This window comes from Binatus sp. (SeqCode), from assembly GCF_036522015.1.
Lineage (GTDB): Bacteria > Desulfobacterota > Binatia > Binatales > Binataceae > Binatus.
Genome location: NZ_DATDGQ010000111.1, coordinates 16,949 through 31,291, shown reverse-complemented (window position 1 = coordinate 31,291; position 14,343 = coordinate 16,949). Strand labels below are relative to the sequence as shown.

General features: G+C 57.9%; 14 protein-coding genes. 7 read left to right on the top strand and 7 right to left on the bottom strand.

Annotated features, from left to right (window positions below):
- From VIW95_RS04620 to VIW95_RS04600, 5 genes are all read left to right on the top strand, one after another.
- Nucleotides 1-696, top strand: a 696-nt coding sequence (locus tag VIW95_RS04620; protein WP_331584246.1) for a hypothetical protein, incomplete at its 5' end; no start/stop codon positions are given.
- Nucleotides 693-1,133, top strand: a complete 441-nt coding sequence (locus tag VIW95_RS04615) for an SxtJ family membrane protein (protein WP_331584245.1) — start codon at nt 693-695, stop codon at nt 1,131-1,133. The genes VIW95_RS04620 and VIW95_RS04615, both read left to right, overlap by 4 nt.
- Before the next feature lie 9 nt (nt 1,134-1,142).
- Nucleotides 1,143-1,292, top strand: a complete 150-nt coding sequence (locus VIW95_RS04610; RefSeq protein ID WP_331584244.1) for a DUF5989 family protein — start codon at nt 1,143-1,145, stop codon at nt 1,290-1,292.
- Nucleotides 1,293-1,298: 6 nt separating this feature from the next.
- Nucleotides 1,299-3,131 (top strand): carbamoyltransferase, encoded by a 1,833-nt coding sequence (locus VIW95_RS04605; RefSeq protein ID WP_349259290.1) that lies wholly within the window; start codon nt 1,299-1,301, stop codon nt 3,129-3,131.
- A gap of 104 nt (nt 3,132-3,235) precedes the next feature.
- The gene (locus tag VIW95_RS04600; protein ID WP_331584242.1) at nt 3,236-4,243 is read left to right on the top strand and encodes an LLM class flavin-dependent oxidoreductase; all 1,008 of its coding nucleotides are present in this window, start codon (nt 3,236-3,238) and stop codon (nt 4,241-4,243) included.
- A 233-nt stretch (nt 4,244-4,476) separates the two neighbouring features.
- On the opposite strand, the gene VIW95_RS04595 is transcribed toward VIW95_RS04600, so the two are convergent.
- Complete coding sequence (locus VIW95_RS04595; RefSeq protein ID WP_331584241.1) at nt 4,477-5,184, bottom strand: PAS domain-containing protein; 708 nt, start codon at nt 5,182-5,184, stop codon at nt 4,477-4,479.
- 690 nt (nt 5,185-5,874) lie between these two features.
- Between VIW95_RS04595 and VIW95_RS04590 the strand changes: the two genes are divergently transcribed.
- Nucleotides 5,875-7,128 (top strand): hypothetical protein, encoded by a 1,254-nt coding sequence (locus VIW95_RS04590; RefSeq protein ID WP_331584240.1) that lies wholly within the window; start codon nt 5,875-5,877, stop codon nt 7,126-7,128.
- A 351-nt stretch (nt 7,129-7,479) separates the two neighbouring features.
- Here VIW95_RS04590 and VIW95_RS04585 read toward each other — a convergent pair whose 3' ends face one another.
- Entirely contained in the window at nt 7,480-7,965 is a 486-nt protein-coding gene (locus tag VIW95_RS04585) for a carboxypeptidase-like regulatory domain-containing protein (RefSeq protein ID WP_331584239.1), read from the bottom strand.
- 312 nt (nt 7,966-8,277) lie between these two features.
- Here VIW95_RS04585 and VIW95_RS04580 point away from each other — a divergent pair, with 312 nt between their 5' ends.
- Nucleotides 8,278-9,081: a YkgJ family cysteine cluster protein gene (locus tag VIW95_RS04580; RefSeq protein ID WP_331584238.1), complete on the top strand. Its 804-nt coding sequence runs from the start codon at nt 8,278-8,280 to the stop codon at nt 9,079-9,081.
- 229 nt (nt 9,082-9,310) lie between these two features.
- Here VIW95_RS04580 and VIW95_RS04575 read toward each other — a convergent pair whose 3' ends face one another.
- From VIW95_RS04575 to VIW95_RS04555, 5 genes are all read right to left on the bottom strand, one after another.
- Entirely contained in the window at nt 9,311-10,567 is a 1,257-nt protein-coding gene (locus VIW95_RS04575; protein ID WP_331584237.1) for a CoA transferase, read from the bottom strand.
- A 51-nt stretch (nt 10,568-10,618) separates the two neighbouring features.
- Entirely contained in the window at nt 10,619-11,602 is a 984-nt protein-coding gene (locus VIW95_RS04570; protein ID WP_331584236.1) for an amidohydrolase family protein, read from the bottom strand.
- Nucleotides 11,603-11,635: 33 nt separating this feature from the next.
- Complete coding sequence (locus tag VIW95_RS04565; RefSeq protein ID WP_331584235.1) at nt 11,636-12,127, bottom strand: aromatic-ring-hydroxylating dioxygenase subunit beta; 492 nt, start codon at nt 12,125-12,127, stop codon at nt 11,636-11,638.
- Complete coding sequence (locus VIW95_RS04560) at nt 12,124-13,416, bottom strand: aromatic ring-hydroxylating dioxygenase subunit alpha (protein ID WP_331584234.1); 1,293 nt, start codon at nt 13,414-13,416, stop codon at nt 12,124-12,126. The genes VIW95_RS04565 and VIW95_RS04560 overlap by 4 nt, the downstream gene beginning before the upstream one ends.
- Nucleotides 13,417-13,528: 112 nt before the next feature.
- A complete protein-coding gene (locus tag VIW95_RS04555; protein ID WP_331584233.1) occupies nt 13,529-14,341 on the bottom strand; it encodes an SDR family NAD(P)-dependent oxidoreductase in 813 nt (270 codons plus the stop codon).
- Nucleotides 14,342-14,343: the final 2 nt, after the last annotated feature.

The window sequence follows — 14,343 nt, the reverse complement described above, 5'->3', positions numbered from 1 at the left end:
GGTTGTTCCTTTATGTTTGGTCACGGGGTCGAGGACGATCAGACGCTGCCCTATTACTTTGTTCAGGACGCGAAAGGCAGTTTCGAGGGGTTTAATTTCGCGGGCGACGGCTGGGGACCGCATCAGATGCTCAGGCAGATTGAAACCGGTTTTGTTCGCCGGGTAGCGGGCACACCCGATCTGGCGATCTATGAAGCAATACCGGATCACCTGCGCCGGGTCGCTGGGAGGGCGCCGTGGGAAGATGGCCCAAAGTACGACCTATGCCGAGGTGATGAAGCATGTTACTCAGGATCATTTCATAGCGTCGACTACGAGGTATATCGCCATTGGCTCGACAGGAGCTGGACAGTGAAGTTTTTCGAAACTCACTTCTCGACGCTATCACGACCCTCCGACATTCCGCTGTTTCTGGCAGTGCTGAAGAGGACTCGAACTTTGCTGGAGAGTAACGGGACTCGCTTCGTCATCGTCCTATGGGATCAGAATGAGCTCGCGAAAACAATGATGAAGACCTTGAGGGCGAATCAGTTTGACGTAATCGCGCTATCTTCAGTATTTCCGGGGAGCGATCTGGAGAACGGTCCGCTGACTCAGGACGATCGACATCCGTCGCCGGCGACCGACAAGGCTATCGCAACCTATCTATGGGAGCAGATTGGCGAGCCGTTGGCGTACGCAAAGCACTCCCGATGAAGATTTCGAACGACTTCAACTTCCCCGAGCGTATTGAGCACGGCGACGACCTGCGGCGCTCATCCGATCGCGTCTTCGGCCTTGCATTCAGCGTCTTCTGGAGCGTAGTGGCATTGGCTCCCGTGATAAAGGGTGGGCCGATTCGAGTATGGGCGGTGACTCTCGCCGCGGTGTTCCTCGTCTTCGGCCTGGTCAGACCAACTGTGCTTGGACCGCTGAATCAGTTGTGGCAGAGGTTTGGACGATTGTTGCAAAGGCTCAGCAGTCCTATCGTGATGGCGATTCTATTTTGTTCGACCGTCGTCCCTTTTGGACTCATAATGCGCCTGCTGAACCGAGACGCCTTACGGCTAAAGTGGGAACGCGGGTCGGTCACTTACTGGATACCGCGCAATCCTCCTGGCCCTCGGCCCGAGTCGATGAAAGATCAGTTTTAGGTATCTGATATGGATTTTGTAGCCGAACTCTGGCGGTTCATGCGTGCGCGCAAGAAATTCTGGCTCCTCCCCATGATCCTCGTGTTCGCGATCGTGGGAGCGCTCGTCGTGATGACGCAAGGCAGCGCTATCGCGCCATTTATCTACACCTTGTTCTGAGCGCACATGCGAGTGCTCGGCATCTCCGCGTTCTACCACGACAGCGCCGCGGCGCTGATCGAGGACGGCCGAATTCTGTGCGCGGCGCAGGAAGAGCGCTTCACGCGCAGAAAGCACGACTCGCGGTTCCCGCGGCTGGCGATCGAGTTCTGTCTCAGTCATTCGAGGCACTCGCTGAGCGAGATTGACTACATAGCCTTCTATGACAAGCCATTTCTGAAGTTTGAACGCCTCCTTGAAACCTACCTGGCATTCGCGCCCCGAGGATTCAAATCGTTTCGCACCGCGATGCCGCTCTGGTTGCGCGAAAAGCTTTTTCAGAAGCGCATGCTGCGTCGCGCGCTCGCGGAATTGAATGGCGGAATCGACTTGGGCGACCGCTTGCTATTTGCCGAGCATCATCAAAGCCACGCGGCGTCGGCGTTCTTCGGGTCACCCTTCAACCAGGCGGTGATCCTGACCCTCGACGGGGTGGGCGAATGGGCAACTACTTCGGCCAGCATTGGAAACGGCAACCGGCTCGAAATGACTAAGGAGATTCACTTTCCGCATTCGCTCGGCCTGCTCTACTCCGCATTCACGCACTACGCGGGTTTCAAGGTCAATTCGGGCGAGTACAAGTTGATGGGCCTGGCCCCCTACGGCTCGCCACGCTTTCGCGATCTGATCCTTGATAATCTGATTGATTTGAAAGCTGACGGATCATTCCGGCTGGATCTCAGCTACTTTGACTATTGCGTGGGACTGCGGATGACCAACTCGAAGTTCGAACATCTGTTCGGCGGGCCGGCGCGAAAACCTGAATCTTCGATCACGCAGCGTGACATGGATTTGGCGGCGTCGATACAGTCGGTGACCGAGGAAGTGATTCTGAGGCTTACGCGCGCGCTCGCCGCCGAAACCGGACTCAGCAATCTCTGTCTTGCCGGAGGCGTGGCGCTCAATTGCGTTGCCAATGGCAAGGTCTGGCGCGAACGTCGGTTCAGAAATATCTGGATTCAACCCGCCGCGGGTGATGCCGGTGGTGCGCTCGGCGCCGCGCTCGCTGGTTATCATCAGTTCCTCGGCCAGCCGCGAAGTATTGAGGGTCAGGATCTGATGAATGGATCGTATCTGGGACCTTCGTTCTCGCAGCAGGAGATCGAGAGCAGGCTAGCCGCGGCAGGCGCGCGGTTCGAGGTCTGCGACGACGAGACGCTCCTGAACGCGAGCGCGGATGCACTCGCTGCCGGCAAGGCTCTGGGCTGGTTCCAGGGACGGATGGAATTTGGGCAGCGCGCACTCGGCGCTCGTTCGATCCTGGCCGACCCGCGGAGTCCAACCGCTCAGCGAACGCTGAATCTGAAAGTAAAATTCCGCGAGTCTTTCCGGCCCTTCGCCCCATCGGTCCTGCGGGAGGAGGTGCAGAGCTGGTTCGACCTCGATCACGACAGTCCATACATGCTGTTGGTCGCTGACGTGAAGAAGGACCGCCAGCGGGCACTCACTAGTGAAGAGCTATCGCTATTCGGGATAGAGCGGCTGAACACCGTGAGGTCGGAGATTCCCGCGGTTACGCACATAGACTATTCGGCGCGTATTCAGACGGTGCATCGCGAGACCAACCCACGCTACCATGCGTTGCTCCGCGCCTTCAGCCAGCGCACAGGATGCCCGGTCCTCGTCAATACCAGCTTCAACGTGCGCGGCGAGCCGATCGTGTGCACACCGGAAGACGCGTGGCGATGCTTCATGGGAACCGCGATCGATTCGTTGGCAATCGGCAATTGCTTTCTGGAGAAAGCGCGCCAGGATTCCGCCGCCAGGCACGAATACGCGACCTCCTTTGAACTCGACTGATCACCTCAAAACGTTTTTGATTTCGCTTGCAGGAATGGGCAAACGGCAGATCGCCATGCTATTGGTCGCCAGTCGGCGGATGCATAGGTGGATAGCACCAGGCGATGAAAGCAGGCGTTCTTCAATTCTTCAGCTGGCCAGAGCGGCGCGTCGCGATCGAGACGGTCTACGAGCGCGCGCTACAGCGAATCGAAATAATGGAAAGCTCCGGCTACGACGCGGTGTGGCTCGCCGAACATCACTTCCATTCGTTCAGCGTATGCCCGTCTGTGCACATGATGGGTCTGCAGGTCGCCGCTCGCACGCGGCGATTGCGGATCGGAACGGCGGTCTCGCTCGCCGCCTTTTATCATCCGTTGCGGCTGGCCGAAGAGGTCGCACTGCTCGACATCTTTTCGGGCGGCCGCGTGAACTGGGGCGCGGGACGTGGCTTCGACCGAACTGAGTTCCGGGCATTCGGGGTTACCCCGGAAGAAAGCGCCGAGCGTTTCCACGAGTCAGTCGAAATCGTGCTGAAAGCGTGGACCAATGAGCGTCTGACTCACCAAGGGCGCTACTACAATTTTGTCAACGTCGAGGTCCTGCCCAAGCCGCGGCAGAAGCCACATCCTCCGGTCTGGCTGGCAGCTTCTTCGGAAGAAGCGATAAGACGGGCGGCGGCGAAGGGCTTCACAATCATGATGGATCCGCACGCGTCGCACCGGGAAATAGCGCGCAAGCGCGAGCTCTATCGCGCCGGACTCGAGGCCGCCGGCTGGTCGATTGCGGGACGCGAAATTCCTGTCGCGCGGTTTGTCGCGATCGCGAACACCCACCGCGAGGCGGAAGATGTCGCGCGCCGCGGCGCGCGATGGGTCGTCGGCTCGTATGCACATCCGCAGAACGACGATTCATCGAAGCTGAAGGCGAGCGACCCGAATCTGGCCGCGGTCCACGCGGACCCCGCCGACCGCTACCTCAACGGCGTGATCGTGTACGGCACTCCAGAAGCGGTGACAGATCAGTTGATACGCTTGCGAGAAGAAATGTTCCTCGACTATCTGCTATGCGCACCTTTGAGCCACGAGTCGTTCACTCTCTTCACCGACAAGGTGCTCCCGCGCCTGCCTTAGATTTCAAGTTCGTCGTCACTTGCCGGGTATCGCCGTTGCCGCACACGAATTTGCGATAGACCGGCAAAGCGGGGTCATGAGCGGCGTTGATCGTGCTCTTCGGACGTGATCGATTGTAGGGTGCTCACCCCGCGCGCGCCTATTGCGCTCCCGCCGAGCCCGACAGCCAGATCAAACGAGAAACGAAACGAGCAATCTATTTGGATCCGCTAGCGTTGTTCGATTCACGCCCATCAAGTATTTGATTCGCTGTCATCTTGCTTTCCTAAAGGTGCGACAAGAGTCGGCCGCCGGCAGGTTGTTCCTTGCTTCCTGAAACCATCACGAGTGCGGAATATGGCGCCCTCGACGAGTGTCGAAGCCTCATCTTCGTCGGTGAGTCTCTCGGACACGGTAGAGATGTATTCGGGCCCACGAACTCGGTTCGAACCAATCCCCCAAAAACTATCTTTGGTAAGCACGAAGCGGCCGCTACCCGTAGCTCGCCATTCAATGAGCTCGCATGCGTGGCCCCCGCCACTTAACAGCAATCGAATGACTTTATTAAAGCGGGGAATATCCTCAGAATGAACGAGCTCGTTAAGTGGCCGTTTATGGAATTGCGCCGGACTGAATTCAAATAAACGCTGATAGGATTTATTGACGGAGACAAAGCGTAGGTCGCGATCCAAAACGGAGTGCGAGAGCGAGGGCATCCCCTCAAGCCTATTAGCAACGAAGCGCACCAATACCGCATCTTTCTGAATGCTCAACATTTCTTTCAACACCGTTTGTTGATCAACCAACGAGCTAACGATTTGCATCAAAGCAGGTAGGACGGCGGGAAGGCTGTGGACTGGAGTAATAAGGTGACCGATCGCATCATGGATCAACGCCAGCATGCCATTCGTTCCGAACAGCTCAAGCTGCTGTGCTGACGGAAGTATCTTCGCGTTCGTCATAAGTAACTCCGACACGCGCTTTCTGTGGCCGCCGATCCCCATCTTCAGAAATAATTCCCCCATCCTCGACTCGATCCGGTCAGAAACACGGTCAGAACAAACGCCCCCGCAAAGCATCCCTGCCTTTGGTCACGTTCGAGTACTGTCTCATACTTAGCTGCTAGAGACGCTATGGCGCGGTTCAAAACAGGTGCCCAGGAGAACACAAACTTCAGTATGTCAACAACGAGCGTACAGAATCAGACAATTTGTTAAGCTATGTAACGCGCGTCTTAATCGCTCTATTTCGTGACGACCAAGTTCCTCGCTGGCAGAAACTGTCAGCGGTTCCCATTATTCCCGATGTTACGACAGTTACTGTCTGAGAATTACTTAAGGTCGTAAGTGCCTCAGAACCAAGTTCTGCCAGCGTTTTGTCGCAGCTTCTACGTCATGCCTGGATAAGCTCGGCTAAGGGCCGGCAAGTAAGTGTCGTTGCAAAGGCGATTCTAACGCCAATCGCTTGTCGCGGCGTTTCCTGAGTCTTACTGCCTAAGACGTGATTGGTCTCCTAGACTCGCCGTTGGATACCGCAAGCAGTCGCCGGAGGGTCGGTCTTAAGGTTTAAAAACGCCTTCTGACGCGGCACGCAAATTGGATTGAAGTTAGCAGAGCACAGATACGCAAAAGCCTGCTCGTTGGAGAAGTACCTTGATTCAAAAACACACTATCGCGGCAATTGTCCTATTCTGTCTACTCGACGTTTCCATAGCCAACCTAGAATGGTTCTTTACAGCCGACGCAGCGGAAATCACTTCTACAGGGATCGCAAGACCTACGGACTACGCTACTATCGGCCGTGAAAACAATGGAACGGCGGTGGGTCATACTGACACTCTTGTGACTTCGACAACCTTTTCGATAGGTTCGGGGGTACGAAATGATGACCTTGTCTTCCTTGAAGTGTTGAGTGCCAAAAAGTCGACCACAATTACACCTCCCATTGGCTTTACAATGGTAAACTCGACTAACGCGGACTATTTCCAGCTCGCGGTATTCGACAAGGTGTGGCAGACTGGAGATGACACTGTTGACATACCCCTTTCCTGGACCGGCAATGACTCTGTTAACTGGGACACCGATGCTTACGTCAATGCAGATCCTGCTTCGGTCGTGGTGAGTGCTACGAATCACGGCGTCTCCAGCAACATTTGCACGTTTCCCAGTGTGACGCCGACAACTCCGACGGACATGCTACTGATGATATGCGCGAGTAACAACGGCGGTTCCCTCAGCAAGTTCAGTGAAGGAAGCTTGAATGTTCAATATGCGTCTCACGACCAGTTTGGTATCGGTGATGGCGACTACCTGCTTAGGTCACTTTTCCCAACAGACCCACAAGTTGCCTCGCTAAGCAGCGATAGTTCCAACACCGATTGGGAAAGTGTCTCAATCTCTATCAAGCCCAGTGCAGGACCGGCTCCTGTAGAAAATCCCCCCTCAGTAACTGGAGGGTTACAGTGGTATTTCAATATTACTCCGCCCAATGGAGGACCTATGTATTCAGTTGGCCCTTATTACAATGATGCCTTTTGCGCCGACACGCTCGGAAGTGTGCTCTATTCACATCCGTTCGCATGTCATCTTGGGTACACCAAATACGGTTGCCGAATTACCGGGAATGGGTTTGCCTACCCGAGTGACTTTCCGTTTCCCGTGCCAGCCTCAGAACAAATACCGGGTTCCGGTTGCGTCGAGGAGAAGCGCAGCAGCGCCAGTCTGCCAGCAGGATGGTACTTTCTCTTCTATACGGCCACCGGCGGTTCGGTGGAAAAATGTTCTTCGCTCTCGCACTTCAGAGAATTGGCAAAAACAATTCCGGGCGACGAAATCCCTGACTACCGCGATATGCGATGTCCTGGTGCGCCATGCTTTAGCGTTGGCTTTGACACAGCTTGTAACTAGGTAGACGCGTTGCGCGGTGGCCGAGCGAGAGGAACTTGGTTCCGAAGAGGCAGCGAGTTAAAGCACTTGCCCGAAGTGTCTTCGGAGGCCTCGCACGCCGCCCGTCGTCGAGGAGGCTCGGCCAGTCTGACGGGCGTAGCGGGTCTGTCCTTGATCAGGGCGCAGTCGCCGACTTGGGCATGCGTCATTCAGGGTTCGACGGGAACCGCAAAGACGCGATCAGGCCTCTTCCGAAGACCGCTGAGGCCAGAGAGCTCTTATCCCACCACCGGCGTCCGAAATTTGTAGGATACCATTGCCTGTTTGCGGCCTGACCGGCAGACCAACCAGGAAACGTAACCAGAAACCGCTCTATTTGGTCGGGGTACTGACGGGCGGCGGACCACCGTTGTTCGGACCGTCGAAACATCCCGCACCTGCGCACGCTCCAAGGCCTGCCCCCGTCGCGACCAGCAGCGCGGCCGTCCCGATTGCTGCTCCGCCAGCATACCACGCCGCCTCGCAAACGCCCGGTGTATTTGCCGAGGAAGACGCGGCCGTGGCTGGTGACAATGACCAGTCTTCAGTCAGACCCTGGTCCGGTACGTCGCGGGTTGTTGCTCCCGGTTGAAAGCCTGCGCCCGCAGGAGGATTGACCACCGTCTTGTAGTCACCCGGATTTACTCCCCTAATGCAGTATCTGCCCGCGTCGTTGGTAGTCCCTTGGCCAACTACAGCTCCGGACGCGTCCGTCAGGGTAACCTGAGCTCCCGCAACTGGGCCATTGGGTCCGGCCACTTCGCCGGTTACGTCGGAACAGAAAGCGGCGGTCGAGAGCCCGAGCCAAAGAGAAGCCATGAAAACAGCGGCAATATTTGATTTATGCAAGCAACAATCTCCACTAAGACCGATTTTCGTTATAAATGGCCCACCGACTGTATAGACCGAAAGACCCCTCTATTGCAAGTTGGGCAAGTGTGTTTTACGCCGCTTCTAGACTTTATGATGGCTCGTCGCAGGCAGTCGCTAGCCGTACAAGCATCCATTGCGACAGCATCTGACGTGCCTGCGGTCGCGTCGAGTCCGCCAGTCAGACTCTCATTGCTGATGCGTTTAATGCTTGGCCCTACTATTATCACAGCGCGCAACATCCGCCGGAGGTAACTCCGAATGGGCGATTTACCTCAACTCGACCGTGACAGCCAATTTTCCTACGCCTGCAATCGATGCATGTCCTGCTGTCACGACGCTCACATCTCGCTGGATCCGTACGAGCTTTTGAGGCTCTCGCGCAATCGGAATCTGACCACCACGGAATTCATCGCGCGCTATCTGACCGAGGGCGGAATCGTTCTGCGCAATCGCCAGGACACTTCCTGCGTCATGCTCGGTGCGGATGGTTGTACGGTGTATTCTGACCGGCCGCAGATCTGCCGAACGTATCCTCTGGCTCGGCGGCGCGGCAGCGACGGCGAAATTATTTTGCGGTATTCGGGATTGACAGTTTCGACCGGGGTTTACGGCAGGCAGGGGACGGTTTCCGATTTCCTTAAGGCGCATGAGGTCGAAGACTTTTTTGCCGCCAGCGATCGCTACTTCGATTTGGCTCTCCGGATTGCAGCGATCCTGGCCGCGGCTGCGCAGCGTGAGCCTTTCCGATTCGCAACGCTCCGCGATATCATCGAGGCGCACTGCCAGTTTCATACCGCGGCAATTCCCTCCCTGATCGACGTCGACCGTGTCGTGTCTGACTATTGCCGTGAGCGTCAGCTCGAGTTTCCCGCCAACCTTGCCGAGGAGCTTGCGCTGCACATGCAGGCTGTCGAGGAACGACTCGCAATTATTTCGGCGACGCCCGCCGACGGCGTGGATGCAAGTGACGCTTTGGACGAGATGGCGGCATTTGCGGGCGCGCTGGGCGCGGCGACCAAAGCCCGCGTTCTGTTGGCATTCGTCGACGCTGTCTTCCGCTAGGCTATCTGCAGTTCGAAGGAATTGTCAGTCCGGGAGAGAGGTTTCTATATCCAGCCATGTGGATTGGATTGTGCTGGCCTATCGGAGCTCAGTCACCTGGCCGGGACTCAGCGATCAGTTGAGGCCTGAACCGTATTTTTCAGACCGGAATTCTCAACTACACAGGTCAAGGAAACAATGAAGACCTATGCAAGTCCCGGTGATCGGTGCATTGACGGCGCGCGAGATCCTATGACTTGCTTTCGAGCGTTGGATCGCGGACCAGGATTCCCTCCGCATAGAGCTGTTGAATCTTATCCGCGGGCATCTTGAGTAGTTCGCTCAATACTCTCTCGTTGTCCTCACCGAGCCGCGCGGAGCGCACTTCCGTCTTATCCGGCCATGCGGAAAACTTCACCGGCACTGCTGGAATCGCGACCGTGCCAAGCAGCGGATCCTTGATCCAGCGAACAGTCTTGCGCTCGTTGAGATGCGGATGCTTTACGGCTTCGTTGACGGTCAGCACCGGCGCGCACGGCACGCGTTCGGCATCGAGCGCCGCGATGGCGTCGTCGCGGCTCGGAAATTTGCTGAGCCAATTTTCGATCACGTCTCGAAGTTGTTCCTTGTTGTCGCGGCGCCCGCGCGCATCTTTGAATCGCGGGTCGGTCGCCAGTTCAGGCATCCCCATCGCGCGCACGAACTGCGGCCATTGATGCGGCGTCGAAGTGATTTGAACGTATTGGTCGCCCCGGAAATGAAAAATGCCGGTAGTGCCGCCGTCCGGATGCAGCGAACCGCTGCGCGTCGGTCGAAATTTGTCGCCGCGCAACGACACGATCGGCACGGTCTTCTCATGCATGTGGAAGTAGGTATCCAGCAGCGACGCGTCCAGGTACTGGCCTTCTCCCGTGCGCTCGCGATGCAGCAGCGCGAAGCCTATAGCCATCGCCGCCGCGACACCGGTAGAAACATCACCTATAGCCATCGTCGTCAGCGCCGGCGGTCCATCAACCTGTCCTATGCCGTCGGTAACCCCGGCATAGGCTTGACCTATAAAGTCGTAGCCGGCCTTGACCGACAGCGGCCCGGTCTGCCCAGCCATCGAAATCGAGCACATGATGATTTTCGGATTGACTGCCTTGACGTCCTTATAAGCGAATCCTAGCCGATCGATCACACGCGGCGCGAAGTTCTCAACCACGACATCAACCTGCGGAATCATCGACATTACGATCTCGCGGGCGCCGGGCCTCTTCAGATCTATCGCAAAGCTCAACTTTGAATGGTTGTGCTGCAGGTAGTAGGTGCTATGACTCGAGCCCTTGAATTCCGGCGCGAGCGACTTGAGCCCGTCGGCCCGGACGCGGTCGCCAAACGGCGCGAGTTCGAGCTTGATTATTTCGGCGCCCATCTCGCCGAGCAGCCGCGTGCAGGTTGGTCCCGCGACGAATTGCGTGAAATCCAGAACTCGGTAGCCTTCCAGCATCTGCGGCTTGCTCGACATTGGTCCTTCACCTCACGTTCTAATGCTGCCTGAGTCTTACAACGGGACTCGTCATAGCCGCAACAGTTGCCGCGCGGTAGCTCCAAGTATTTTGCCCTCGTCCTCCGGCTCCAGGCCGAGCGCTCTAACTTCCTCCACCGGATGTGCAAGGCCCGCAGGTAAAGGGTAGTCAGTTCCGACGACGAATCTGTCAGCGCCGTAGGTCTTCACGAGATGTCCCAGCATTCCGCGACTGTGAGCGATTATATCGAAGTAGAACTGATTTGCGTAGCTCGACGGCGGCCGCGGAATCGCCTCGCGACACTCCGGCACCAGCCGGTATCCCATGTCGAGTCGTCCCACCAGTGCGGGCAATGCACCGCCGGCGTGATAGAGAACGACTCGCAGCTTCGGATGGCGCTCGAGTACGCCGCCGTAAATCAACAGCGCGGCGGCCAGGCCTGTGTCGTAAAGGTTGCCGACCAGGTTGCCCAGAAAATACCTGGCAAGCGCTCCAGTCGGCGCGGCTTCGAACGGATGAATGCAAACGACCATCCGCAGCGCCTCGGCCGCCTCCCAGAAAATTTCGAAACCCGGCTCGTCGAGCTGACGTTCGACGACTTTCGGCGGAATCTCGACTCCGCGAAGTCCCAGCTTCGCGGCGCGTTCCAGTTCCCTCGCGGCCGCCGCCGGATCCTGCATCGGAACGCTCGCCAACGGCACGAAGTGATCGCGGTCGCGCGCTCCCAGAGCCACCATCGCGTCGTTGTTAACCTGCGCGATCGCAAGGCCGCGAGCAGCCTCGACGTCCGGATACATCAGGAACGGCACGCAAGATACTGCCTGCGTCGAGACACCTTCGCGCTCCATGTCCGCGATGCGCGAGTGCGCGTTCGAGATCGGGCCGTCAATCGGCCGCATCGCTTTTTCGTGGATCAGGAAAAACCGCCGGCCCTCGCTCTCGACAATCTTCGTCGCGAAATGCTTTCCTTCGCGCGCCAGAAAATCGATTATCTCGGGCGCGATGAAGTGGTTATGCATGTCGATGACATCCATCGCGTCCCTCCAACGTGCTCGCGGACAGGTTAATCAGAGAATGAAGCTGATCTTGCCGTGCGGGCGCAGCGCCTCGTTATCGAGTATAGCTCTTCGCTCGCGGATTTTCAGATCTTTGCCAGGACGGACGAGTTTGTAGTCGTAGTGGCCTATGTAAGTATCGACCGACTCGTAGCGCATCCTATGCACCGCAAAGTTTGCCGTCACCAGAACGCTATCGCCGTCGGCGCCGACGACCCGCACATTGGTTATCATCCGCCTCGTGCGCGATCGCGGATTTTCCGACCACGCCGCCTTGCCCAGTAGTTGCTTGACGCGCGATCTGATTCGCACCGCATCGTCCGCGATGATGAACAACGTATTTCGCGAATCACCTTCGGGAACGTCTGTAGGTGGTATCTCGTACACCGCATCTTCGGTGAGAAGTTCCAGCCACTCGTCCAGCCGCCACTCGTCGAGCAGCGCCGCCTCCTTATATAGGAGGTCCTCCACTTCCTGGCGGCTCGGTAGTTCGATGCTGCTCATGCCGCTTTCCTTGCGCGCTTCAGTCGAGGCTCGGTCATCAGCTGATTCCATCGACGCCAAAACGCGCGCATCTGTAGTTCGTCGGTGATCGACGGATGCTCGCGCTTCATCCCGCGTGAGATATCCGACCAGCCAACCTCACGATTGGCAAAGCCGCGCTGACACGACTCGAGCATCTCGACGTCGTCCGGTGTTGCGAATCCTCCCGGGCCGAGAAAAGTCAGAAAGTTGTCGAGCCGCAGCGCGGAGTCCTCGGCGCTTTCGTCGGCCGGCGCCAACGCCCACGCGTTGACCTCCATGTAGTCGGGCGAAACCGGGTAGAAGGTGCGCACCGTGATCGCCATGATGTCATTGATCACGAGATTCGGAAAAATGCCGAGGTTGCGGCTGGTCTCACAAATCCGCCGCGCGCGCTCAGCACCGAAACGCGCGTCGAAGCGGCGCCGTACTTCCGCGAAGTGCGCCTTGCGATGCTCCCCGAACGGCGCGACCCAGTGCGCAATCGGCCGCCCCCACGCGCTCTCGTATTCGACCACAGCGTGACCGTTACCGAGATCGACGGCCTTCTGATACGACGGTGTCGCTACGTCGCGTCCTTTCAACTCGACGCCTATGTCGCTTAGAAAACCGAAGTAGCGCTGATGCGTCGGCAGGCCATGATAGCCATCATAACTGTTCTCGACCAGCAGCTTCCAGTTAGCGCGAGCGCTATAGGCCTGCTGGCCGGAGACGATCTTCATGCCTAGTTCAGACTGATCGGCGACCAGGTCCAGGTATTCGCGCGCGCCGGCCAGGTAGTCATAAAGGCTGTCCGCTGCGGGATCGAAGCAGGCGAAAATAAATCCGCGATAGTTATCCACTTGCGGCGGTGCGACTAAAGCCATGTCGTCGCGCTTGAACGCCTCGCTATAGGAATCTTCGCCCGGAACTCCTACCAGTTGGCCGCGCGAGTTAAAGGTCCAGGCGTGATAGGGACACTGGAAAGTCTTCGCGTTGCCGGATTTTTGGCGACATACCAGCGACCCGCGATGCGTACACGTATTCAACAGCACTCGCACGACGCTGTCGTCGCCGCGCACCAGGATCATCGGCCGTCCCGCCACGTTGCGCGATCGATAGTCACCGGCGTGCGACACCTCCGACTCGTGACCTACATATATCCAGCACTTGTCGAACACCCGCCGCCGCTCATCCGCAAGACACTCCGGATCGGTAAACGCCCGCCGATTAACCCGAAACAGTCCCGCGTCCTGATCGTCTATGACATAGCTCTCGGCCGACTTATCCATGTTTCGTCTCCTGCCATCTTCTGTTCCCCTCTCCTGAAGGGAGAGGGGTTAGGGGAGAGGTTCGCCTGGGTATTCTCTTCTCCAATGTCATCGCACAGCTCTCCGCTAACTCCTACTTCTCCGACGGATTCCACGCCCAGTAACGCGCGATCGCACCCGCATCGACCCGAAGATCCGTCCCCGTGATCATGCCGGCGTCGTCCGACGCCAGAAATACCGCGGCCCGTCCGTAGTCACTAGGACTCGGCAACCGCTGCATCGGTACGCCCTTTCGAAACGGCTCGAAAGCATTCTTGAGTTGCTCGCCGCTTCGCGCTTCTCGGCCCCACCGCACTGCCCGCTCGAGCGACTCCGCCGGATCGGTCGCCGTCGGCGTCAGACTGTTGACGCGAATGCCGTGCGCGACCAGCTCCATCGCCGCCGATCGCGTGAAGTTCAGCAGCCCGCTCTTGCCGGTGCAGTATGCGATGTTGTTCGGCTCGCCCTGATGTCCCGCGGTCGAGATGATATTGATGATGGCGCCTTTGCGACGCTGCTCGATCATCGACTTCGCGACATGCTTGGTGAACAGGAACGCGCCGCCAAGAATGATCTCGAGCTGTCGCCGCCATTCCTCCAGCGGCATCTCGATGACGCCCTTCTTGTTGAAGATCGCGGCGTTGTTCACCAGGATGTCGATTCCGCCGAATGCCCCGCGCGCCGCATTGACTGCGCCCGTCACCGCGCGCTCGTCGGTCACATCGCAGGTGACGCCCACCGCGCGGCCGCCCGTGCTCGTGATGTAACGCGCGCAGTCGGCCGCATTTTCGGCGCGCGCATCGACGCACACCAGCGCCGCGCCTTCCGCCGCGAGACCCTCCGCGATACCTCCGCCGATATTCGTGCTGGTCCCCGTAACCAGCGCCACTTTTCCATCGAGCTTCATTT

Bases quoted from the DNA above. Each gene is read 5' to 3' on its own strand.
- VIW95_RS04615 (WP_331584245.1), top strand. From the start codon at position 693: ATGAAGATTTCGAACGACTTCAACTTCCCCGAGCGTATTGAGCACGGC.
- VIW95_RS04610 (WP_331584244.1), top strand. From the start codon at position 1,143: ATGGATTTTGTAGCCGAACTCTGGCGGTTCATGCGTGCGCGCAAGAAA.
- VIW95_RS04605 (WP_349259290.1), top strand. From the start codon at position 1,299: ATGCGAGTGCTCGGCATCTCCGCGTTCTACCACGACAGCGCCGCGGCG.
- VIW95_RS04600 (WP_331584242.1), top strand. From the start codon at position 3,236: ATGAAAGCAGGCGTTCTTCAATTCTTCAGCTGGCCAGAGCGGCGCGTC.
- VIW95_RS04595 (WP_331584241.1), bottom strand. From the start codon at position 5,184: ATGACGAACGCGAAGATACTTCCGTCAGCACAGCAGCTTGAGCTGTTC.
- VIW95_RS04585 (WP_331584239.1), bottom strand. From the start codon at position 7,965: ATGGCTTCTCTTTGGCTCGGGCTCTCGACCGCCGCTTTCTGTTCCGAC.
- VIW95_RS04580 (WP_331584238.1), top strand. From the start codon at position 8,278: ATGGGCGATTTACCTCAACTCGACCGTGACAGCCAATTTTCCTACGCC.
- VIW95_RS04575 (WP_331584237.1), bottom strand. From the start codon at position 10,567: ATGTCGAGCAAGCCGCAGATGCTGGAAGGCTACCGAGTTCTGGATTTC.
- VIW95_RS04570 (WP_331584236.1), bottom strand. From the start codon at position 11,602: ATGGATGTCATCGACATGCATAACCACTTCATCGCGCCCGAGATAATC.
- VIW95_RS04565 (WP_331584235.1), bottom strand. From the start codon at position 12,127: ATGAGCAGCATCGAACTACCGAGCCGCCAGGAAGTGGAGGACCTCCTA.
- VIW95_RS04560 (WP_331584234.1), bottom strand. From the start codon at position 13,416: ATGGATAAGTCGGCCGAGAGCTATGTCATAGACGATCAGGACGCGGGA.
- VIW95_RS04555 (WP_331584233.1), bottom strand. From the start codon at position 14,341: ATGAAGCTCGATGGAAAAGTGGCGCTGGTTACGGGGACCAGCACGAAT.